This is a genomic window from Bradyrhizobium sp. SZCCT0148 (genome assembly GCF_018129985.1).
Taxonomy (GTDB): domain Bacteria; phylum Pseudomonadota; class Alphaproteobacteria; order Rhizobiales; family Xanthobacteraceae; genus Bradyrhizobium; species Bradyrhizobium japonicum_H.
The window spans coordinates 718,966-740,147 of sequence record NZ_JAFCKT010000001.1 but is presented as its reverse complement, the minus strand read 5'-3'; the positions used below and the strand labels follow the sequence as shown (position 1 = coordinate 740,147).

Sequence of the window (21,182 nt, the reverse complement as noted above, 5' to 3'; positions counted from 1 at the left end):
TCGTGTCTCATACGCGCGCCCTCATTTCCCCGCGACAAAATAGAAATCTTCACGGCCCGGCGGCGAGCCGTAGGTGAACGGCTGCTGCCCATGCTTCGTCGCGGCCCAGACGTCGTCGCGGACGATGTCGAACAGCTTCCTGATCTCGACGCGGGGCTGCTTGATCTCGCGGGCGAGCGCGGTGGCAAACGGGCTGTTGGCGCTGCCGTCGCCGTCCATTGCGGTCTCGCCGTGCTTGGCGGCGTAGACAACCATGAAGCCGGCGCCGGGCTCGATGTTGGAGAAGCCCTTGTCGACCAGCTTCAGCGACAGCGTGCGCTGCATCGCCGGCGCAAACGGGTTGTCGCGGCAGGCGTCGAGCACCACGAGACGCATTTTTCGCGCGGCGCCGACCGCGGCGATCACCTGCTCGAGCGCGACCGCCTGTGTCTCGGCGTCCTTGTCGGCGGCGAGCTTGGCGTCGACGGGAACGAGATAGTTGACCCCGCCGATCTCGAAGCCGTGACCGGCGTAATAGACCATGGCCCAGTCGGCCTTCTCTGCTTCCTCCGCGAAGGCCTTCAACGCGGCGAAGAACTTGTCGCGGGTGAGGTCATTGACGGAGATCACGGTCTGGAAACCGACGTCCTTCAGCGCGTTTGCGATCAATTTCGCGTCGCGCGGAGGATTGGGCAGGGCATGGACGCTGGTGTAGGCGCCGTTGCCGATGACCAGCGCCACGCGTCGTCCGCTGGGCGCGCCTCCCGGCGTCAGCGCGGCGAGCCGCTCCTGCGCGATGGCGCGGGCGCGCGCGACGTCGGGCTCGTCGAACTTGGTCAGCGAATACGCCGCGGCGCGATAGTCGGCGCGCGCCTGCGCGAGATCTTTTCGGCGCTCGTAGATCTGGCCGCGGGCGGAATGAGCGCGAATGTTGTTGGGGTTGATCTGAAGCGCAGCGTTGTAGCCCTTCAGCGCGGTATCGAGATCGCCCTTCAGAAGATAGACGTCGGCTCGATTATTGATGGCGAAGACGTTCTTCGGCTGCTTGTCGATCAGGCCGTTGCAGTCGGCGAGCGCCTTATCGAACCTGCCCATCAGGCCGTAGGTGATGCATCGGTTGCCGGCGATCTGCGGCGCGTCCGGGTCGATCTTCTCGGCCTCGGCGAAATCTTCGAGCGCGCCGTCGTAGTCCTTCAGCAGCGTGCGCACGCGGGCGCGGTTGGTCCAGCCGAGAATGAATTTGGGCGTCAGCCTGATCGACTGGCTGAAATCTTCGAGCGCGCTCTGCAGCGCCCCTTGGCGCAGCAGGATCACGCCGCGATTGTTGTAGGGAACGCCGTAGTTCGGGCGCTTCTGCAGCGCGAGATTGTAGTCGGCCAACGCGAGGTCGTCCTTGCCCGAGCGGTAGTATGCGAGGCCGCGCAAATTGAGCGTCACGACGTTGTCGGGATCTAGGTCGAGGGACATCGACAGCACCTCGATCGCACGGACGTAGTCCGGCTTATTGAGCAGCGTGTTGCCTCGCACGGAGAGCGCGATCGCCTTGTCCTTGCCGCTGAGCTTGTCGGTCTTCAGGAGATTGTCGCAGGCGCTCGCGCGCGCCTGTGTCTCGGCCTGGCGGTCGCGGCAGAGGGTGAGGTCGTCGGCCTGCGGATCGGCCGCGGCGGTCGACACGCCGGCGACTAGGGTGACAAGGGTCAGGAAAGCCGCGCGCGACATGATCTCGGCCTGCTCCAGCCAGCAAGTTGGTTTTGAGTCGATCGGCGACCGCCCGGGTTCATCTAGCGCGGAGTTCCCGGTCTCGCCAAGCCGCCGGCGCGCGGCTAGTCCCGCACGGCTTATTTCACGGACTCGTGTCCGTCGGGTCGTAACATTCGGCAGTCGCGTCCGTACCTTGGATGGTGCGAAAACGCCGCCGGGCAGGCTGTTCGCCCGGCCGCCGCCGCCGTAGACTGTCAAACCTTCCGAAAGAGGATCGCCATGCGCCGACCTGTCCTGTTGTCCCTGCTCGCCGCGACCACCGCCCTCGGGCTCGCCTTCGCGATGCCGTCCCGGGCTGCGGAGGAAGCGGTCGTGATCCCCGCCCCCGCCATGGATGCGGCACCTGCGAGCGGGATCCAGACCGCCGTGATCGCCGGCGGCTGCTTCTGGGGCGTGCAGGGCGTATTCCAGCATACCGCGGGCGTCGTCAACGCGGTCTCCGGCTATGCCGGCGGCACCAAGGCGACCGCCGACTACCAGTCGGTCTCGACCGGCCGGACCGGCCATGCCGAGGCGGTCGAGATCAAGTACGACCCGAAGAAGATCTCCTACGGCAAGATCCTCCAGATCTACTTCTCGGTGGCGCACGACCCGACCCAGCTCAACCGCCAGGGCCCCGACACCGGCACGCAATATCGCTCGGCCGTCTTCACCACCTCGGACGAGCAGAAGAAGGTGGCCGAGGCCTATATCGCCCAGCTCAACGGCGCCAAGGTCTTCAGCAAGCCCATCGTGACCAAGGTCGGCCCGCTGGAGGCGTTCTACCCGGCGGAGGCCTACCACCAGGACTATCTGACGCTGCACCCGAACCAGCCCTACATCGCCTATAACGACCTGCCCAAGGTCGAGAACCTGAAAAAGCTGTTCGCCGATAACTACATTGAAAAGCCGACGCTGGTGAATGCCAGCAAGGCCACCAACTGATCGCGAGATCACCAAAGCAAACGGGAGACCCATGCCCGATACCAAAATGAAAACCACAGACGACAAGGTCATCAAGAGCGAAGAGCAGTGGCGGAGCGAGTTGTCGCCGATGCAGTACGCGGTGCTGCGTGAGAAGGCGACCGAGCGTCCCTTCTCTGGCGAGTACGAGCACGACCACCGCGCCGGCACCTATGTGTGCGCCGGCTGCGGCAACGTGCTGTTCGAATCCGACGCCAAGTTCGATTCCGGCTGCGGCTGGCCGAGCTTCACCCGGCCCGCGGTCGAGAGCCATGTCGATGAGGAGCGCGACGTCAGCCACGGCATGGTCCGCACCGAGGTGCTCTGCTCCAAATGCAGCGGTCACCTCGGCCATGTCTTTCCTGACGGCCCCGGGCCGACCGGGCTGCGCTACTGCATCAACTCGGCAGCACTGAAGCTGGAGCCGAAATAGCGTTACGCGCGGCCGGGTTCCTTCATGGAGCCCAGCCGCGCGATGTGCTTTTCTTGTCTGACGGTGCGGCCGGTTATCGCATCTGGCGACCGTCAGGGAGGATGCCATGTCACTCGGGACCGTCCTGATCATCCTGGTGATCATCTATCTGCTCGGTGGCCTGTCCGGCCGCATCGGCGGTTACGGCTACGGCATGGGCCATTCCGGCATGGGGATCGGAGGCGTCGTCCTGGTGGTGCTGGTCGTCCTGCTGCTTCTTGGCAAGCTATAGACCAGCAAGACATTGAAAATGTTAGACTTATTTCATCCGCGGGGCTGCCATGCGCGGATTCATCATCTCCCATCGCGGGGGTCGCATTTTTGTCAAATCGGCCTATATTAGAGGACGAAAATGGCATGTGCGGCGGGCTCGCTCGGTTGCGGCCCCTGCCCTCCCAGATCCCACGCGCTTAAAGCCCCAGAGAAGATCACGAGGTCTTTGACCATGCGTCCACTGCGTCCGTTCAACTTCAACACTTCCGCCGAACTTTTTCCCGCCGCGATCCGCAAGAAGAAGCGTGCAGGCTTCACCTATCGCCGGTTCGGCACTGCCGCCGAAGCCGTGCAGTTCGCGATGGAGCAATTGCCGACGGACTCGCTGAACGGCGCCTATCTTCAGGTCGAGGAAGCGCGTTTCGACCAGAACGGCATCCGCTCACTTTATGAGAGCGAAGCTTTCCCGTTGGAGCGCCACCGCAAGCCGGAGCCCGTGGCCGCCGAGACCGACGCGGACGCGGCGTAAGCCGTTTCGTCCATCCCGATGTGTGCGGAAAGCGCGATAGCCGAGAGGCTGTCGCGCTTTCTGCGTTTCTAGTCCCACTGCGAGGGGGAGAGGCCGCTGAAGCGCTAGACCCGCGGCTGCTTGTCAAGCCAGCGGCGGAGCAGACGCACGTTGCGCATGTTGGCGCGGAACACGACGTCGAACGCGTCGCCCGCGAACGGGACCAAGCCGACGACGCCGTCAAGCGCGACGTTGCCGAGCATGCGGCCGGTGACATACCAAGGCGCGCCCAACGCGCGGGCCTCGCGGACCAGCCACAGCGAGATCGCCGTGGTGATGATGTCGCCGACAACAGGGATCAGGCCGATCAACCCATCGATGCCGTAGCGGATATTGGTGCCGGGCAGGATAAAGGCGACGTCGAGCAGTTTGGCGATCGCCTCGATCCGCGCGATCCGCTGCTCGCGCGTCAGATTACCGAACGGGCTCCCGGCGAACGGATTGTCCTTGCCAAGCTCGAAACGGAACTCGCGAAAGCCCTGCTCCAGCGTTTCGGGGCGGATTTCCCGACCGTCCTGGTCGATGATCGGCCCGCGCGCCCCCGTGCCGGACGAGGAAGAGGTCGTGCGCGAGCTTCCCGAACGGGATCTGCGTGGAGCGAGGATGTCGTCGTCGGACATGGTCATGGCCTTCAGGAAACGCACGGACGCAGCAGAAGTTGCTGCGCCGCGCCCGAACGTCGCGCTCAAGTCGGTGCCGTCACTGGCTGCGGCTCCTTGATGTACTTATGCACGAGCCAGGACGAAATCACCGCCGGCACGAACCCGACCAGGCCATACAGGATGAACTGCACCGCGCCCGAATCCGGCCCGCGCGAGCTGTAAGTGAGCGAGGCCAGCACGAAGGCGAACAGGCCGACCAGGAGCATCCGCAAGCCCGGGCCGATCCGCCTGATGTGGACCAGGATGTCGTCGATCGCGCCGATCATCAGCGACGGCAGGAAGCCGAACAGATAGCTGTATTGCAGCGTCTTGAAGAACACCGCGAACAGCTTGCCGACCTCGCCGAGATTGGTCTGGGCCCAATAGCCGGACTGATAGGTCGTCGTCAGGAGCAGCAGAAACCCGCCGACGAACGGCCCGACCAGCGCAAACACCAGATAGCGTTTCATCAAACACCCTCACACGTCTGCACCGATTATAGCAGCGCCGCGGGAACCTTGAATAGCGTGGTTCGGCCTTTGTCGGAACAAGTGGCAGCACGACGAGTTCAAACAGGGACCTGAACTTACCTTTCAAGATTGGAGTGCTGATGGCCCGTAAAATTCTCCTGGCGACGATCACGATGGCAGCCCTGACCGTTTTTCTCGAGCCGAGCGCTTTCGCGCAAGGCCATATGGGCACGCCGCAGGAGCAGAAGGCCTGCTCGCGGGACGCGCAGCGTTTCTGCCGTAAGGATCTCGGCAACGACATGGCCGTGCAGGGCTGCCTGCAAGCCAACCGGGCCAAGCTGTCGAAGTCCTGCAACAAGGTTTTCCAGAGCCACGGCATGTGAGAACCGGCACCGTCCCGGCGAATGGAGCGTGAAGCCATGTTACGCGACGAACAACTCTCCATCCTCCGGGACATCAGCCAGTCCGTTGCCTTCGCCGACGACCGCCACGGCAAGATCGGCGAACTCATCGCCGACGGCTACGTGATGAAGGACGGCGATCTGTTCGAACTCACCGCCAAGGGTGCGACCGCCGTCGAGGAGCACGCCGCCGCGCTTGGTGAAAGCGATGTCGAACAGGCTAGCTCATCCTCCGATCGACTGATCTGATCGCTTGAACACAATTGTTGCGTGACGTTCACGCAACAATTGCAAATTCCTTTGCGCCTGCCATTGCAGCCTCGCAACAATGGCGCATACTTCGCTCGGGCGGCGCAGCACTTTTCGATTCGAGCAATCAAGAAATCGAGCGACCACATGCGGGACCAGGGTCCCGGCGTGAAGGCTGTGACATGCGGCAGATCAAGCCGTGTGCGGCGCCCCAAAACAAAGTGGTTCAAGCCACGGAACTCGGGGATGCATTCCGCATGATACGTTACAGGACCATCGTTTCGCTGTTCGCTTTCGCCACCACGGCGCTCGCACTTCAGACCTCACCTGGCCTCGCCTTCTCGTCCGAAGCGCAGCAGATGTGCACCGGCGATGCGATGCGGCTATGCTCCAATGAGATCCCCGACATTCCCAGGGTCAGGGCCTGCATGGTGCAGAAGCGAGCGGAGGTCAGCCCCGGCTGCCGCGCCGTGATGGACCGCGAGCACGCAGCCGCGACATCGCGGAAGCGGGAAGCGGCGGCGCAGTAGCGCCGACCATCCAGTCTGTCATTCCGGGGCGGTGCCCAGCACCGAACCCGGAATCCATTTGTCCAGGTCACCCGCTGCACGAGGGATTCCGGGTCGCGCTACACGCGCCCGGACTGAAGAAGAACAATTGGAGCTCTGTTAGTCGCCCCACTGCGCGAAGGCGTCGTTGAAGGCGCGTTCGCCCGGGGCGCCCTTCTCGATGGCGATGATGGCGCGACGCTGGTTGGCGTAGACCAGAGGCACGTCGAACCACGAGCGCTCCTTCAGGAGCTGGACGTTGCGGGAGCGGTCGGCGTCGACATTGGACAGGCCGACCAAAAAGAAGCCGTCGGTGACCTTCACCGCGAGGCCCGCGAGCGGCGTGCCACGCGCCTGCTCGTTCGACTTCATCAGGATGCCCGGCACGTTGGAGATGCTGCCGCCCGGAAAATCCGGCGGCAGGATGAAAGTCAGCTCGGCGGTGTGGCTCGCCGGCAGCGAGGAATCGGTGTTGCGGCGGAATGACATCGTCATCTTGAACTTCCGATCGGGGATCTCGATGTCGGCGCGTACGGCGACGTCGGCCTTCTGGGCGCCCGAGGCCTTGATAGGCTCCAGCCGCCAGACCACCGAGCCGACATATTGCTTGCCCTTCGGATCGGACGGGTCCTCGTCATAGAGCACGACCTTCTGCGCCACTGGCGCGACCGGCTGGTTGCTGGCCGAGGGCTGGCCGACGCGATCGGGAATCTTCGGCTTGCTCTGCGGCTGGGACGGATCCTTCGGCGCCTCCACCACCTGGGTCGGCGAGGACTTAAACAAGTTGGTCGCGATCTGGACCAGCTGCTTGCCCCAGAGGATGCCGGCCCCGACCAGGATCAGCACGATGCCGACGGCAATCGCGCTCTTGAACGGAAAGGCGGAACGGGTGCGGGCACGCTTCTTGGCGTCGCGATCGGGTGCGATGCGCGGACGCTGCGACGGCGGCTGCGCCTGCGGCGCGTAGCGTTCCGCCTCCTCGATCGACTCGTCGTAGGAATAGGGCGCATCCTGTTCGCCGACGCGGTTTTCCAGGCTCGGCTCCAGCCGGTCGAATTCCGGCGAGGGCGAGGGCACATTGGCGTAGGTGCGGCGCGCGGCCCGGTTGGCCTGCGCGGCCGCGCCGCCGAGATCGTTGGCGTCGGCCGTGATGTCGCGGAAGCCGCGCACGCCCGGGGCCGGCGGCAGCGCCGGCGGAGGTCCGACATCGGGCGGACGACGCGGACCGGCGCGATCGCGTCCGGCGGCCGGCTCCGGCATCGGGGGCGGGGCGGACGTTCCCGGCTGGCGCGGGGCGTCGAAACGGGGGGCGCGCGGCGGGCGCGCGGCCTCGCCCTGGTCATCGACGTTGAAGGACGGACGGTCGGCGCGCGGTGGCGGCGGGGCCGGACGCGTGCGCGGCGGGGCCGGCGCAGCCGCAGCCGGGGCGCCTTCGGCGGCTCGGGTACTTGCGCGGCGGAAGGCGTCGCCGCTGCTGCCGCTGCGGGCGCCGCCACCGGGGCGCGAGGCCTCTCGCGCGCGCTGGGCGGCCTCCGACTCGACCTTGCGGACGGCCTCCTCCAGCGACAACCTCTCGCGGGTGATCTCAGATTCGGAAAGCGGCGGCTGCACGCTGCGCAGCTGGGCGATCAACGCCGTCCGCGCCCGCTCATAGAGCGCGCGACGGCTTTCGCCGGGAGCATTGGGGTCCAGGGCGGCAATAGCGCGGGCGATCAGCGGATAGTAATCAGCCATTTCAACTCAATTATACGCGCGTCCTGGTAAGAGATCGTTAAGCCTCAAACGGGTTTTGCACGAGGATAGTATCTTCGCGTTCGGGGCTGGTGGAAAGCAGTGCGACCGGGCACCCCACCAATTCCTCGATCCGACGGACATATTTGATGGCCTGGGCGGGCAGCTGGGCCCAGGACCGCGCCCCGGCGGTCGGCTCCTTCCAGCCCTCGATGGTCTCGTAGATCGGCTCGACCCGGGCCTGGGCGCCCTCACCGGCCGGGAAATAGTCGATCTCCTTGCCGTCGAGCCTGTAGCCGGTGCAGACCTCGATGGTGTCGAAGCCATCGAGAATGTCGAGCTTGGTCAGCGCGAGGCCGTTGATCCCGCAGGTGCGGACCGCCTGACGGACCAACACGGCATCGAACCAGCCGCAGCGGCGTGGGCGCCCGGTGTTAGTGCCGAACTCGCGGCCGCGCTCGCCGATCCTGCGGCCGGTCTCGTTGTCCTGCTCGGTCGGGAACGGGCCCTGGCCGACGCGGGTGGTGTAGGCCTTGCACAGGCCGAGCACATAGCCGACCGCGGCGGGGCCGAGGCCCGAGCCGGTCGCGGCCTGCGCCGCCACCGTGTTGGACGAGGTGACGTAGGGATAGGTGCCGTGGTCGACGTCGAGCAGCGCGCCTTGTGCGCCCTCGAACAGCATGCGCTTGCCTTCACGCCGCTTGATGTCGAGCAGCCGCCAAACCGTCTCGGCATAGGGCAGCAGCTCCGGAGCCAGTGCGCTCAACTCCTTCAAAATCACCTTGCCGTCGAATTCAGGCAGGCCGAGACCGCGCCGCAATGCGTTGTGGTGGGCAAGCAGCCGGTCGATCTTGTGCGGGAGCGTGTCGAGGTCGGCGAGGTCCATCAGGCGGATGGCGCGGCGGCCGACCTTGTCCTCATAGGCAGGCCCGATGCCGCGGCGGGTGGTGCCGATGGCGGTCGCCGCGCTGGCGGATTCGCGATGGGCATCGAGCTCGCGGTGCAGCGGCAGGATCAGCGTGACGTTCTCGGCGACGCGCAGATTGTCCGGCGAGACCGCGACGCCCTGCGAGCGCAGCTTGGTGACCTCGTCGAGAAAGGCGGCGGGATCGAACACCACGCCATTGCCGATCACCGAGAGCTTCTGGTCGCGCAGCACGCCCGAGGGCAGCAGCGCCAGCTTGTAGGTCTTGCCGTTGATCACCAGCGTATGGCCGGCATTGTGACCGCCCTGGAAGCGGACGACGATATCCGCCTGCTCCGACAACCAGTCGACGATCTTGCCCTTTCCTTCGTCGCCCCATTGGGCGCCGACGACGACAACATTGGCCATTCGCGGGGTATCCTTCGAAGAATTTAGATGCGCCCAGCCCAATTCCCGGCCGAAGGCCGTTCGCACGCGAGGCTGCCAACCCGATAAAGGAAGCGGCCTCTCTAGGCAAGCAAGAAGGGGGCTTTTTCGGGGCCCGAAAGCAATCCAAGCCCTTGATATACCCTAAAAATCCGTCCCGCGGGACCGGCTTTGCGGCGTCAGGACCGAATGCGGCCGTCAATCACTTCGATGATGCGGTCGCAGCGCCGCGCCAGGTCCATATTATGGGTGACGAGCAGAAAGCTCGTGCCGCTCTCGCGATTGACCTGCCGCATCAGCTCGAACACGGCGTCCGCCGACCGGGTGTCGAGATTGCCGGTCGGCTCGTCCGCCAGCACGAGGTCGGGACTCATGGCGAGCGCGCGGGCCACTGCCACCCGCTGCTGCTGGCCGCCCGACATGTTGTTGGCGAGATTGCAGGCGAATTTCTCCAGCCCCACCTGCCCCAGCAGCCGGTCTGCCCGCGCCTCGATGTCGGCCCCGGGAAAGCCGCGATCGACCAGCATCGGCATCATGACGTTCTCCCGCGCCGTGAAGGCCGAGATCAGCAGATGGTACTGGAAGACGAAACCGATGGTGTGGCCGCGCAGGCGGGTGATCTCGGCGTCGCCGAGGGCGGCGGTGTCCTGGCCCTTGATCAGCAACCGGCCCGAGGTCGGCCGGTCGAGCAGGCCAACGATGTTGAGCAGCGTGCTCTTGCCCGAGCCGGATGGGCCCATCAGCGCCAGGAACTCGCCGTGGTCGAGCCTGAGATCGATGTCGTGCAGGACCTCGGTCTCGGTCGGCAGGCCGACATTGTAGGCCTTGCACACGCTCTCGAGCCTGAGGATCTCGCTAGCCACGGATCGCCACCACCGGATCGAGCTTGGCCGCGCGCACCGCCGGGGCCATCGCAGCCAGCAGGCCCGTGACGGTGGCCAGCAGCGCGGTGTAGACGAACAGGCTCCGCTCCAGGATCAACGGAAACAATTCGGTGCCGTCGGCCTGGCGCGCCACCGAATGCCAGTAGACCAGCGCGAAAGCCCCCATCGCCGCGCCGAACAGCGAGCCGACGAATCCGAGCAGGCCGCCCTGGACCAGAAACACCCGCAGAACCTGGCCGCGCGAGGTGCCCATTGCGCGCAGGATGCCGATGTCCTTGGAGCGCTGGATCACCGAGACGACCAGCACGGCCGCGATGCCGAACGCGACCGAGAGCCCGACGAACAGGCGGATCAGGGTGTTGGTGTTCTGCTGGGCCTGCACCGCGCTGAAGAACTGCGCGTTGGTCCTGATCCAGCTGTCGGCTTCAACCACGTTGGCGGCCTGGATGCGCCGGGCGATCTCCTCGGCCGCATAGATGTCATTGACCGTGATGTCGATTGTTGTGATGCCTCCGATCATGCCGAGCAGCGACTGCGCGGTGCGTAGCGCGACGTAGCAGACGCGCTGGTTGACGCTCTTGTTGCCGAGATCGACGAGGCCGGAAACCGTGAGCACACGCGTCGCTCCCGACGCGGCGCGGATGTTGAGCTTGTCGCCGACGGTGGCGCCGAGATCCTTGGCGAGTTCGACGCCGATGACGATGTCCTCGCTGGTCAGCCGCGGTTCGCCGGCGACGATGTAGTCCGGCACCCTGACGATCTTGAAGTAGGAATCGGGCTCGACGCCCGACAGGTTCACCGAGCGGCTGGCGTCGCCGCGGATCGCGAGCGCCGACCCGAGGATCGTCGGCGAGACCGCGACCACCTCGGTCATCGCCTGCATCTGACTCCTGATCTTCGGCCATTGATCGATCGAAATCACCCGCTGGCTCGGACGCTGCACCGCGGGGTCCTCGATCTCGCCCGGGCCGTTGCGCAAGGGGCGCGCGATCTGATCCGGCGCCAGCAGCTGGATCTGCGGCTGCGAGGTCAGCACGCGCTTGATGAAGTTCGCCTGGAGCCCCGCCAGCATCGCCGACATGAAGACGATGACGCCGACGCCGATCGAGATGCCGCCGATGATGAAGATGGTCTGCAGCCGGCCTTCGCGCAGGAAGCGCACCGCCATCGTCCACTCGATGGGCAGCCAAGGGGTCATTGCAGGACGGGCCGTACGCGCTGGCCGGTCAGGACACCGGAGCTCTGCGGAATCGCGACGTCGCCGGCGGCGAGGCCGCCGGTGATCTCGACATAGTTGTTGCCGCGCAGGCCGATCTTCACCGGCCGCTGGACGGCGCGACCGTCCTTGACGCCGAGCACCCACGGCGCGCCCGACAGGACGTCGTGCACAGAACGCAACGGCAGGACCAGCGCATCGTCCTTGGCCGCGACCTCGATGTCCACCGAGACCGTCATGTCCTGGCGCAGATAGTCCGGAGGATCGGCGACCGTCAGCTTCACCTCGACCGAGGCGCGGGAGATGTCGACGCTCGGATTGATGTAGGTGATCACGGCGGGAAAGCGCCGGTCGGGATAGGCATCGGCGGAGGCGATCGCCTTCTGCCCGAGCGCGATCTTGCCGAGATTGCGCTCGTCGATCTGCAGCACGAGCTGCAAATCGCCCGCCGGAGCCAGCACCAGCAGCGCCTTGCCCGGCTGCACCACGGTGCCGCGTTCGACGCTGCGCGTGATCAGGACGCCGTCGCGCGGCGCGACGACCGTCGCATAGCCTAGCCGGGACTCCGCCGTGTCGAGGTTGGCGCGGGCCTGGTTGAGCAGGGTCTGGGCCATCACATAGTCGCTGCCGCCCGGACTTGCCGTGTAGACCTGAAATTGCGCCGAGCGCATCTGAGCGCGCGCGACGTCGAGCGTCTTCTGCGCGTCGTCGAGCGCGGCGCGCGTCGCATAGCCGTTGTGTTCGAGTTGCGCGGTGCGGTCATAGGTCTGCTGGGCATTCCGCAGCGTCGCCTTGGCCTGCGTCAGCGCCTCGTTGGCGGACGGCAGCGTCAGCTCCTCGAGCTGTCTGATGCGGGCCTCGGCCTGCGCCACCGCGCCCTGCGCCTGCACCACCGCCGCCTTCAGCTCGCGCGCCTCCAGCGAAATCAACGGCTGGCCGTTGGTGACCTTCTCGCCTTCCTGAACCAGGACGTCCTGCACCGTTCCGGTGATCTGGCTGCCGATCTCGACCCGATAGGGCGTCTCGACATGGCCGCTCGCCACCACCGTTTCGACCAGCCGACCCCTCCTGACCGGATCGACGACGATTGCCGGCCCCACGATTACCCGCGTGCCCTGCCAGCCGCCGAGGGCGGCCAGGACGACGACCGCGAGGATGAACCATTTGTGACCGAGGAAGCCCGACCATAGGGCCGCAGCGGAAAGCCTACTCTTGGGCTGCTGCAGGATTGCTGTTTGCTCGACCATGCACAATGCCGTGCAAATCACACCAGACCAACCGGCGGGTGCACGTCTCGATTTCGTTTGTTGAGTCCGGCAAGGCCGGAGCGACCGCATCATGCTAGCCGGCGATCGGAAGTCCGGATTGCTTTAGGTCAATAGGTTACTGCGAATTTAGAGGCATCTGGTGGCATGACATGTCCTGCCACCGGGAGCTCCGCTTGCCGGAAAGTCCAACCTGCGTCGCTTCCAAATTCTGGCATCTCGCGCCGCCCGAGCTCTGCACCCGGCTCGGCTGCTCCTTGCAGGGACTGACGGCCGCCGAGGCCGCGCAGCGCCTCGACCGCTTCGGACCGAACAGCGACGCGCCGCCGCGCGTCGAGGGCGCGGCGCGCGCGATCCTGCGCCGGCTGCTCGAACCGCTGTCGCTGATCCTGCTCGTGGCCGGCATCATCTCAATGCTGACAGGCGACGAGATCGGCGGCCTCATCATCGTGCTGATCCTCGTGCTCTCGATCGGACTCGACACCATCCAGGAGGGCCATGCGGTCCGCGCCGCGGAGATTCTCCGCCGCTCGGTGGCGCTGAAGGCCGAAGTCAGGCGCGACGGCATCTTCCGCGAGATCGATGTCGATCACGTCGTGCCCGGCGATCTGCTGCGCGTCCGTGCCGGCGACATCATCCCGGCCGACGCGCTGATCCTGGAGAGCACGGCCTTCACGGCCGGCGAAGCCGCGCTGACCGGCGAGCCCTATCCGGTGCAGAAGCGGGCCGGACCGTGCGCCGATGCCGACGACACCTCGAACGCGCTGTTCCGCGGCGCCGTGGCGCAGACCGGCGAGGCGATCGCGCTCGTCGCCGACACGGGACGCGACACCGTGTTTGGGGCGGCGGCATCCGCCCTTGCCGAGATGCAGGCGCCCTCGCCGTTCGAGCGCGATCTGCGCGAATTCGGCTTCGTGGTCGCGCGCGCCACGCTGGCGCTGGTGCTGGTGGTGCTCACGGTCCGCGTGGTGTTCGGCCGCCCGGTGATGGACTCGCTGCTGTTCGCCGTCGCGCTCGCGGTCGGACTGACGCCGGAGCTGCTGCCGATGATCACGACGGTGACGCTGTCCCGCGGCGCGTTGCGCATGGCCGGCCGCAAGGTGATCGTCAAGCGCCTCGCCGCGATCCACGATCTCGGCGCCATGACCGTGCTGTGCACGGACAAGACGGGCACGCTGACCTCGGCCCAGATCACGCTGGCGAGAAGCCTCGACGCCGACGGCAAGGACGATGTCCGCGCCGCGCGGCTTGGTGCGATCGCCGCCGAACTCGGCGGCGATCGCGGCTCGCTCGATGCGGCGCTCGTTGCCGGCCAGCCGAATGCCGCGCAGGGCTGGTCGCTTGCGGGACGGCAGGCGTTCGACTTCTCGCGGCGGCTGGGATCGGCGCTTGCGACCGGCCCCGAAGGCGCGCTGCTGATCGTCAAGGGCGCGCCGGAGGCGGTGCTGGAATTGTGCACGACCCAGCGCAGCGGCGTGATGGACGACGATGCGCGAACGGCGGCAATGGCGCGCGTTCATCAGCTCGCGGCAGAGGGCCTGCGCTGCGTCGCCATCGCCTCGCGGCCATGGAGCGGCGCAACCCGCGAGGTCGAGACCGAGGACGAGACCGGCCTCATCTTCGAAGGCTTTTGCGCCTTCGCCGATCCGCCGAAGCCGACGGCCGCAGCCGCCATCACCCGGCTCGCGGAAAGCGGCGTGAGCTTGAAGATCCTCTCGGGCGATGATCCCGTGGTGGTGAAGCGGCTGGCCGGCCTGGTCGGGCTCAACGCCGAACGGGTACTGTCGGGGGCCGACATCGCCGAACTCAGCGACGAGGCGCTCGCCGTGCAGGTGCGCTCCACCGACGCGTTCGGCCGGCTCGCGCCGGACCAGAAGTCGCGGATCGTGAAGGCGTTGCAGGCGGGCGGCGAGGTGGTCGGCTTCCTCGGCGACGGCATCAACGACGCACCGGCCCTGAAAGTCGCCGATGTCGGCCTCTCGGTCGACGGCGCAACCGGCGTGGCGCAGGCCGCCGCCGACATGATCCTGCTGGCTTCGGATCTCGAGGTCGTCGCCGACGGCGTCGCGGAGGGAAGGCGCACCTTCGCCAACATCCTCAAATATGTCCGCATGGGCGCCAGCTCGAATTTCGGCAACATGCTGTCGATGGCCGCGGCCTCGATCGCGCTGCCGTTCCTGCCGATGCTGCCGACGCAGATCCTGCTCAACAATTTGCTCTACGATCTCTCCGAGCTCGGCATTCCCTTCGACAGGGTATCGGCGCAGGCAACGGCACAGCCGCAGGTGTGGAGCATGTCGCGGCTGGTGCGCTTCGCTGCGATCATGGGGCCGCTGTCGTCGGTGTTCGACGTCCTCACCTTCGTCGCGCTGCTGTTCCTGTTCAAGGCGACGCCGGAGGAATTCCGCACCGCCTGGTTCGTCGAATCCATGGCGACGCAGATCCTCGTCATCTTCATCATCCGCACCAATGGCCGGCCCTGGCGCAACCGGCCAGATCCGGCGCTCGCGGCGTCCTCGCTGATCGCCCTGCTGGTCGCGATGGTGCTGCCGTTCACACCGCTGGGGACCTGGTTCGGCTTCGTTACACCTCCGCCGGTCGTGATGGCTGCAATCGCGCTGCTCGTCGTGCTCTACCTCGCCTGCGCCGAGCTGTTGAAGTCGTTCGCGATCCGCAGCGCGCGCAAGCGATGAGGGTTCCGCCGCTTCGCCGGCGCATGATGGCGATGCACCCCGCGCCATTGATATCGGGCCTGTTTCCGTGTCTTTTGGGCAGGCCGGGCCACGAGCCGGCCCGGACATCGCCGGGCCGGGAGCCCCGGCGCATGACGCGGGGCCATAACAATCACAATGTCCGCCACCGGCCAGACCACCGGCACCGCAACATCCGGCCACGGCTGGATCGCCAACCAGCCTTACCTGCTGCTCAGCATCACCGCGCTGTGCTGGGCCGGCAATGCCATCGTCGGGCGGCTGGCGGCCGGCCACATCCCGCCGGTCACGCTGTCGTTCCTGCGCTGGTTCTTCGCCTTCCTCCTCGTGCTGCCATTCGCCTGGAAACACCTTGCCCAAGACTGGCCCGCGATCCGCGGCAGGCTCGGACTGATGATCACGCTCTCGATCACCGGCATCGGCGCCTTCAACACGCTGCAATATTGGGCGCTGGAGCATACCCAGGCCCTCAACACGCTGCTGCTGCAGTCGGCAGCGCCGCTGGTCGTGGCGCTGTGGTCGCTGGCCATCCTCGGCGTCAGGCTCACCGCGGCGCAGGCGTTCGGCGTGGCCCTCTCGATGTGCGGCGTGCTGACCATTCTGCTGCACGGCGATTTCACCACGCTGTCCAGCATCGACTTCAACAAGGGCGACCTCATCTTCATCGTCGCACTGATCATCTTCGCGCTGTATTCGGTGCTGACGCTGAAACGGCCACCGATGCACGGGCTGTCGTTCCTCGCATTCACCTTCGGAGTCGGTGCGGCCTGTCTCATTCCGCTCGAGATCTGGGAATTGTCCGCGCGCCCGGTCATGAAGCTCGACGGACCGAACCTCTTGACGCTGTTCTACGTCGCCGTCTTTCCCTCGACGCTGGCCTATCTCTGCTTCAATCGCGGCGTCCGCCTGATCGGCGCCAATCGCGCCGCGCCGTTCTTCCATGTCGTGCCGGTGTTCGGCTCGATCATGGCGATGGCCTTCCTGGGCGAGCACCCGCAGGCGTTCCACTTCATCGGGTTTGCGCTGGTGCTGTCGGGCGTGTTCGTGGCGTCACGAAAGCAGGCGAGCTGAACGGCGAGACGAGCGCGCATCGTCCCGGGCGCAGCCCACCGCCCAGCTTGCTTGCAATTTGCCTGGGATCAAGGTTGAATATCGCACTGCTGACTTCCGATCCGATAACCCAGCTCTGATTGTCAGGGAGAGTGGTATGGGCGCGTTGATGGCCGAGGACGATATTTATATCGGTCCGCTTTTTGATCTGTTCAATTTGAGATTCGGTCCCGAGCAGGGAGACGTCGAATTCGCCGCCGGCGGCGTGTCCGAGATCAAGGCTCTGCAGGATGAATTCGACATCTTTCAGGAAGGGCGGCCCTTCGTAGACAGCGCGAAGCTGCTCGGACTGGGAGGCCTCAACAACAACCGTGCCAAGAACCGTTGGTACAGCGTGCTGAAGTGGCTCGCCAAGGTGCCGTCCGACCAGGACGGAGAAAACGGCGAGCAGCGCATCGTGAACGCGTTGATCAAGAACTTCGCGCGCAAGTCACCGCTGCCGTGCTTCATGAAAGCGCATGATTCCCGCGACCCGAGCGGCTACGGTCTCAAGGTCGTCGTTCGCGAGGATACTCCGATCTTCTACATCGACCGAACCTATCTCACGATCTCAGTGCCGATGGCGCCCCAAGTCCCGCCGGCGGGCAAAGGCAGCGACAAGAAGAAGAAGTCGAAGAAGAAATAGGCCCGGAACGGTGCGCGCCACCATCGCAAGCGAGCTGGCCGGTTCAACGAACGAAGCGCTCGCCCACGTCTACAACGACATCGCCGCCTATTATTCGGCGAAGGTCGCACGCTTTGGTGCGACGCCCAACGGTGTCGACTGGACGTGCCAGGCCACGCAGGAGCTGCGATTCGTCCAGTTGCTGAAGCTGTGCGATTTCTCGTCGCCCTTTTCGCTGAACGATTACGGCTGCGGCTATGGCGCGCTGATCGCTTATCTTGACCGCAGGCATCGCGGCTGTGCGGTCGACTATCTCGGCATCGACGTCTCGCATGCAATGGTGCGGCGTGCCCGGCAGAAATGGCGGGAGCACAACGGCGCCGCCTTCGTCCTCGGCCATGCCAGTCCGCGGACGGCCGACTATGCGGTCGCGAGCGGCATCTTCAACGTCGCGCGAACCCAAAAGCGGCAAGATTGGGAGCGCTTCATCGCGGCGACCCTCGACGACCTCCACTGCACCACCGCGCGCGGCTTCGCCGTCAATTTCATGAAACAGCGGCCGCCGGCAGCCAGACGCGACGGCCTCTACACCACCGACACCGCATCATGGGCGCGACACTGCGCTACCCGTTTCAATTCTACAGCCGAGGTGCATGAGGGCTATGGATTGATGGAGTTCACGCTGATCGTGCGGAAACTGTAGCCTCACGCGCCGACCGACAGCCGCCGTCGCACTTGCTCGAGCAGCCCGCCGTAGATGGCGGCGCCCGTCAGATTGAACAGGCGCTCGGCGTGCTCGACCAGGCGGGCCACCTCGCCAAGGTGCTCCGGCTCGTTGCTCGCAGCAAGCGCTGCTGCGAGCGTAATGGTGGCCCGGCATTCCGGCAGGCGGGCATGCCGCTCCTGAGCGACGCGGATCGCTTCCCGCGCCTTGTCGACGGCTGCGGCGTGGGCGCCGGCACAGAGCTGATAGTCCGCGATGCTCGCCAGCATCTCGGGTTCGATCTCCATGGCGACGCGCGCACTGCGCACGAACTCAACGCCCTCCGTCAGCGATGGGATGGCCGCCTGATAGTTCTGGGCGATGCCCTGGGCCGTACCGATGCAGGCCAGCGAATAGGCGCGCAAATATGGGCTGGCCTGGCGCGTCGCCAGTTCGATCACGCGCCAAGCATGGGTAGACGCCATCGCGGAATCGTCGAGGCACCAGGCGAGATCGACATAGCCGAGATTGGCGATGAACTGAACCGTTGGGTCGATCAGCGTCGGATCGATGGCGAGGATGCGATCCAGGCAAAGCCGTGCCTCGTCGAAACGACCGAGTCGGACCAGGATCCGTCCGCGCAGGCTGAGAATCCAATGTTCGACGTTGTAGCCAAGGAATTGGTGCTCGAAGTCGGTGATGCCGGATGCGCCTGCGAGTGCCGCATCGCTCGCCGCGAGCGCTTCACGCAAGAGACCGGCCCAGCCATAGGCCTGGCTGAGCGAGGCATTGAGCGTCGCAGTGCGGCTGGTCAGCTGACGCGCTTCAGTCAGCGCCAGCGCTTCCTTGACGGTGTCAACATACGCATCGGCTTGCCCCCCGCTCGCACCCGCAATCCGCCCTTCGACGAACAGCAGGAGCGGGATCATCGAATCGTCGATGTCACGCGCCCATTCCAGCGCTTCCTGGATGAAGGGCTTTGCATCCTCCGACGTCATGCCTTCGCGCCAACCCAGCCAGGCGATCTGGCTGCTGGCCGCGATCCTGAGCGCGTCGCCCGCCGGGCTGCGCTTCTGGCCCCCCTTCAGCGCGCGCACCTTGTGCCAATGCCGGATCGCTTCCGCCGGATTCGTCGAGCCGATCCAGCGTGCGGCCCGTGCCGCAAATTCGGCGGCGGCATCGAGTTCGCCGGCCTGCTCGAAATGATGCGACAGAAGCGCTGCGAATTCGTCGAGCCGCTCGGGGAAGTATTGCACGATCGCCCGCGCCACGCGCGCGTGCAGGAGGCTGCGCCGCGCGCGGAGCTGGGTCGAATAGGCGATCTCCTGGATCAACGGATGCCGGAAGCTGTAGTCCTGGCCATCCTTGCCGCCGCGCGCCTGCAGCATTTCACCGGAACAGAGTCGGACCAGCGCCGCTTCGAGCTCACCCGCGGGCAGGCTGGCGACACTTTGCAGCACCGCGAGCTGGAATTCCTTGCCGATGATCGCGGCCGTGTGCAGGAGGTCGCGATCGCCGGGCGCCAGTCGATCGATCCGCGCGCCGATCACGGCTTGCACCGTTGGGGGCAACACGTCGGCGGCCCCCGCGAGGCCGCGTCGGTAACTGCCTTGCTCGCCGACAATGACCAGGTGCTCGACCAGGGAGCGGATCAGCTCCTCGGCGAAAAAGGGGTTGCCGCCGCTTCGCTCGGCGACGCGCCGGCGCACGTCGAGGAGTTCGTCCCGCGGACCGAGCAGCTCGTCGACGAGATCGTCCGTGTCCGTCGGCGACAGCTCGGCGAGCTCGATCTGCTGGTACTGTGGCCCGCGCATCCAGGGAGCGAAATAGGCCGGCCGGAAGTTCACGATCAGCACGGTCTTGGTGGAGATCACCGCATCGACGAGCGTGGCGACGAATTCCTCGCTGGCCTGATCGAGCCAATGCAGGTCTTCAATGATGATCACCGACGCCGAGGCACCCCGCTGGCGAACCATGTGTCGGACGATGTCGAGCAAACGAACGTTGCGTGCGCGCGGACTAAGCCAGGACGGCGGCCCCTGGCCGTGCCGAACCCCGAGGAAATCGCAGACCAGCCAAAGGTCCGCCTCAAAGGTCGAGCCCAGCTCGGCCAGGCGCGTGGCGATCTGCTTCACCGCCAGATCGGGCTCGTCGTCCGGCGAGACGTTGAAATAGGTCGACCGCAGGAATTCCAGCACCGGCTGCAGCGGCGTTGCCGCGCCATAGGGCTGCGCGCGGGCCTCCAACACCGGAATGAGACGCGCTCGGCACCATTCCGCGAATTCATAGCATAGCCGGCTCTTGCCGGTTCCGGGCGGACCGACGATGCCGGTGACGCAGGATCCGCCGGTCTCGACCGCCGCAAGGGTCCTCTGCAGCACGGTCATTTCCCGCTCACGCCCGCGGAACGTCGCCAGAGAGACTCCCCGGAATTGCTGGCTAGCGACCGCCGGCTTTAGGTCCTTCAGAAGATAAAGCTCGATCGGCTCCGGCACACCACGCAGACGATGACGGCCGAGCGGGCCGACTTCGCAGAACGAGCGCACCAGACGGTAGGTCTCGTCGGTCAAGCAGATCTCGTTCGGATCGGCCTTGGCCGGCAGGCGGCTTGCGAGATGAATGGTGAGGCCGTAAGCGCCGTGCTCGGTGACCGTGTCGACGAGCGGAGCATCCGCGACGATCTCACCGGAATGCAGACCGACGCGCACCGACATGCCATCGTCGCGCAGGCGAAACGTGTCCCTGATCGCCAGCGCAGCCTCGCATGCCAACAAAGCGTGGCCCTCCTGCGCGCGTGGCGCCCCGAAGAAGGCGAGGATGCCGTCGCCGAGCGTGCGTACGACCGTGCCCTCGAACCGCTCCACGGCGGTACACATGGCATCGAGCGCCGGCTTGAGCCGCTGCATGGCGTCTTCGGCGGTCAGACCGGCTACGATCTCGGTCGAGCTGACGAGATCGGCGAACAGCACCGTCACCTGCTTCAGTTCGCCACGAACGGACCGCAGGGCCGGCGCCGAGACGGGCCTGCTCGCGGCACCCAAGGCTGCGCCGCAGCCCCCGCAGAAACCGGAGCCGGGTGGGCTGAGATGATTGCACGCGGGACACGCCATCGGCAGAGCCGCGCCGCAACCGTGGCAGAAGCGATTCGTCGCCGGATTGTCCCCGCCGCACCGCTCACAAAGCATCTGATCCCCTACGAAACGACAATCGACCGGGAGGCAGCAGCACCACAACACGTCACGCCGGGCCGCGATGCCCCGACGGACATGCCAAAGGCACCATCTTTGTCCTCCGCGCGCAATCGAATAGTTCACATTCTGTGGCAGTCGGCTGCTTCGAAGAGGTTGCAGAACCCGGCTGCAA

20 protein-coding genes are annotated in these 21,182 nt (G+C 65.9%); 11 read left to right on the top strand and 9 right to left on the bottom strand.

Annotated elements, in window-relative coordinates:
- Positions 1-21 precede the first annotated feature (21 nt).
- Complete coding sequence (locus tag JQ580_RS03505) at positions 22-1,698, bottom strand: tetratricopeptide repeat protein (protein ID WP_212278327.1); 1,677 nt, start codon at positions 1,696-1,698, stop codon at positions 22-24.
- A gap of 261 nt (positions 1,699-1,959) precedes the next feature.
- Between JQ580_RS03505 and msrA the strand changes: the two genes are divergently transcribed.
- The 4 genes from msrA (at position 1,960) to JQ580_RS03485 (ending at position 3,896) form a co-directional block, all read left to right on the top strand.
- Complete coding sequence (gene msrA, locus JQ580_RS03500; protein ID WP_212278326.1) at positions 1,960-2,664, top strand: peptide-methionine (S)-S-oxide reductase MsrA; 705 nt, start codon at positions 1,960-1,962, stop codon at positions 2,662-2,664.
- A 31-nt stretch (positions 2,665-2,695) separates the two neighbouring features.
- Entirely contained in the window at positions 2,696-3,115 is a 420-nt protein-coding gene (gene msrB, locus JQ580_RS03495; RefSeq protein ID WP_212278325.1) for a peptide-methionine (R)-S-oxide reductase MsrB, read from the top strand.
- A 106-nt stretch (positions 3,116-3,221) separates the two neighbouring features.
- Positions 3,222-3,386 (top strand): DUF3309 family protein, encoded by a 165-nt coding sequence (locus JQ580_RS03490; RefSeq protein ID WP_212278324.1) that lies wholly within the window; start codon positions 3,222-3,224, stop codon positions 3,384-3,386.
- Between the two features lie 213 nt (positions 3,387-3,599).
- Positions 3,600-3,896 (top strand): hypothetical protein, encoded by a 297-nt coding sequence (locus JQ580_RS03485; protein WP_014439893.1) that lies wholly within the window; start codon positions 3,600-3,602, stop codon positions 3,894-3,896.
- Positions 3,897-4,000: 104 nt separating this feature from the next.
- Here JQ580_RS03485 and JQ580_RS03480 read toward each other — a convergent pair whose 3' ends face one another.
- Together JQ580_RS03480 and JQ580_RS03475 are read right to left on the bottom strand one after the other, a co-directional pair.
- Positions 4,001-4,561, bottom strand: a complete 561-nt coding sequence (locus JQ580_RS03480) for a DUF4112 domain-containing protein (RefSeq protein ID WP_212278323.1) — start codon at positions 4,559-4,561, stop codon at positions 4,001-4,003.
- Between the two features lie 59 nt (positions 4,562-4,620).
- On the bottom strand, positions 4,621-5,046 hold the full coding sequence (locus JQ580_RS03475; RefSeq protein ID WP_212278322.1) for a DUF5413 family protein: 426 nt from the start codon (positions 5,044-5,046) through the stop codon (positions 4,621-4,623).
- A 173-nt stretch (positions 5,047-5,219) separates the two neighbouring features.
- On the opposite strand from JQ580_RS03475, the gene JQ580_RS03470 reads away from it, so the two are divergent.
- The 3 genes from JQ580_RS03470 to JQ580_RS03460 all read left to right on the top strand — a co-directional run bounded on the left by JQ580_RS03470 (position 5,220) and on the right by JQ580_RS03460 (position 6,226).
- Positions 5,220-5,429, top strand: coding sequence for a hypothetical protein (locus JQ580_RS03470; RefSeq protein WP_409363195.1), 210 nt, complete (start codon positions 5,220-5,222; stop codon positions 5,427-5,429).
- 36 nt (positions 5,430-5,465) lie between these two features.
- On the top strand, positions 5,466-5,696 hold the full coding sequence (locus JQ580_RS03465; protein ID WP_212278320.1) for a hypothetical protein: 231 nt from the start codon (positions 5,466-5,468) through the stop codon (positions 5,694-5,696).
- A 257-nt stretch (positions 5,697-5,953) separates the two neighbouring features.
- Positions 5,954-6,226 carry a hypothetical protein gene (locus JQ580_RS03460; RefSeq protein WP_212278319.1) on the top strand — a complete coding sequence of 91 codons (273 nt, stop codon included), beginning with the start codon at positions 5,954-5,956 and terminating at the stop codon, positions 6,224-6,226.
- A 138-nt stretch (positions 6,227-6,364) separates the two neighbouring features.
- Here the strand turns inward: JQ580_RS03460 and JQ580_RS03455 are convergent, their stop codons facing one another.
- From JQ580_RS03455 to JQ580_RS03435, 5 genes are all read right to left on the bottom strand, one after another.
- Positions 6,365-7,978, bottom strand: coding sequence for a hypothetical protein (locus JQ580_RS03455; protein WP_212278318.1), 1,614 nt, complete (start codon positions 7,976-7,978; stop codon positions 6,365-6,367).
- A gap of 37 nt (positions 7,979-8,015) precedes the next feature.
- The gene (locus JQ580_RS03450) at positions 8,016-9,308 is read right to left on the bottom strand and encodes an adenylosuccinate synthase (protein WP_212278317.1); all 1,293 of its coding nucleotides are present in this window, start codon (positions 9,306-9,308) and stop codon (positions 8,016-8,018) included.
- Between the two features lie 197 nt (positions 9,309-9,505).
- Positions 9,506-10,189, bottom strand: coding sequence for an ABC transporter ATP-binding protein (locus JQ580_RS03445; protein ID WP_212278316.1), 684 nt, complete (start codon positions 10,187-10,189; stop codon positions 9,506-9,508).
- Complete coding sequence (locus JQ580_RS03440; protein WP_212278315.1) at positions 10,182-11,408, bottom strand: ABC transporter permease; 1,227 nt, start codon at positions 11,406-11,408, stop codon at positions 10,182-10,184. The genes JQ580_RS03445 and JQ580_RS03440 overlap by 8 nt, the downstream gene beginning before the upstream one ends.
- Entirely contained in the window at positions 11,405-12,673 is a 1,269-nt protein-coding gene (locus JQ580_RS03435; RefSeq protein WP_212278314.1) for an efflux RND transporter periplasmic adaptor subunit, read from the bottom strand. The genes JQ580_RS03440 and JQ580_RS03435 overlap by 4 nt, the downstream gene beginning before the upstream one ends.
- 194 nt (positions 12,674-12,867) lie before the next feature.
- Here JQ580_RS03435 and mgtA point away from each other — a divergent pair, with 194 nt between their 5' ends.
- From mgtA to JQ580_RS03420, 4 genes are all read left to right on the top strand, one after another.
- Positions 12,868-15,384, top strand: coding sequence for a magnesium-translocating P-type ATPase (gene mgtA, locus JQ580_RS03430; RefSeq protein ID WP_249133911.1), 2,517 nt, complete (start codon positions 12,868-12,870; stop codon positions 15,382-15,384).
- A gap of 156 nt (positions 15,385-15,540) precedes the next feature.
- A complete protein-coding gene (locus tag JQ580_RS03425; protein ID WP_212278312.1) occupies positions 15,541-16,473 on the top strand; it encodes a DMT family transporter in 933 nt (310 codons plus the stop codon).
- A gap of 58 nt (positions 16,474-16,531) precedes the next feature.
- Positions 16,532-17,137, top strand: a complete 606-nt coding sequence (locus JQ580_RS33705; protein WP_249133910.1) for a hypothetical protein — start codon at positions 16,532-16,534, stop codon at positions 17,135-17,137.
- A gap of 10 nt (positions 17,138-17,147) precedes the next feature.
- The gene (locus JQ580_RS03420) at positions 17,148-17,819 is read left to right on the top strand and encodes a class I SAM-dependent methyltransferase (protein WP_311982007.1); all 672 of its coding nucleotides are present in this window, start codon (positions 17,148-17,150) and stop codon (positions 17,817-17,819) included.
- Between the two features lie 2 nt (positions 17,820-17,821).
- Here JQ580_RS03420 and JQ580_RS03415 read toward each other — a convergent pair whose 3' ends face one another.
- Positions 17,822-21,004: an ATP-binding protein gene (locus JQ580_RS03415; RefSeq protein WP_212278310.1), complete on the bottom strand. Its 3,183-nt coding sequence runs from the start codon at positions 21,002-21,004 to the stop codon at positions 17,822-17,824.
- Positions 21,005-21,182: the final 178 nt, after the last annotated feature.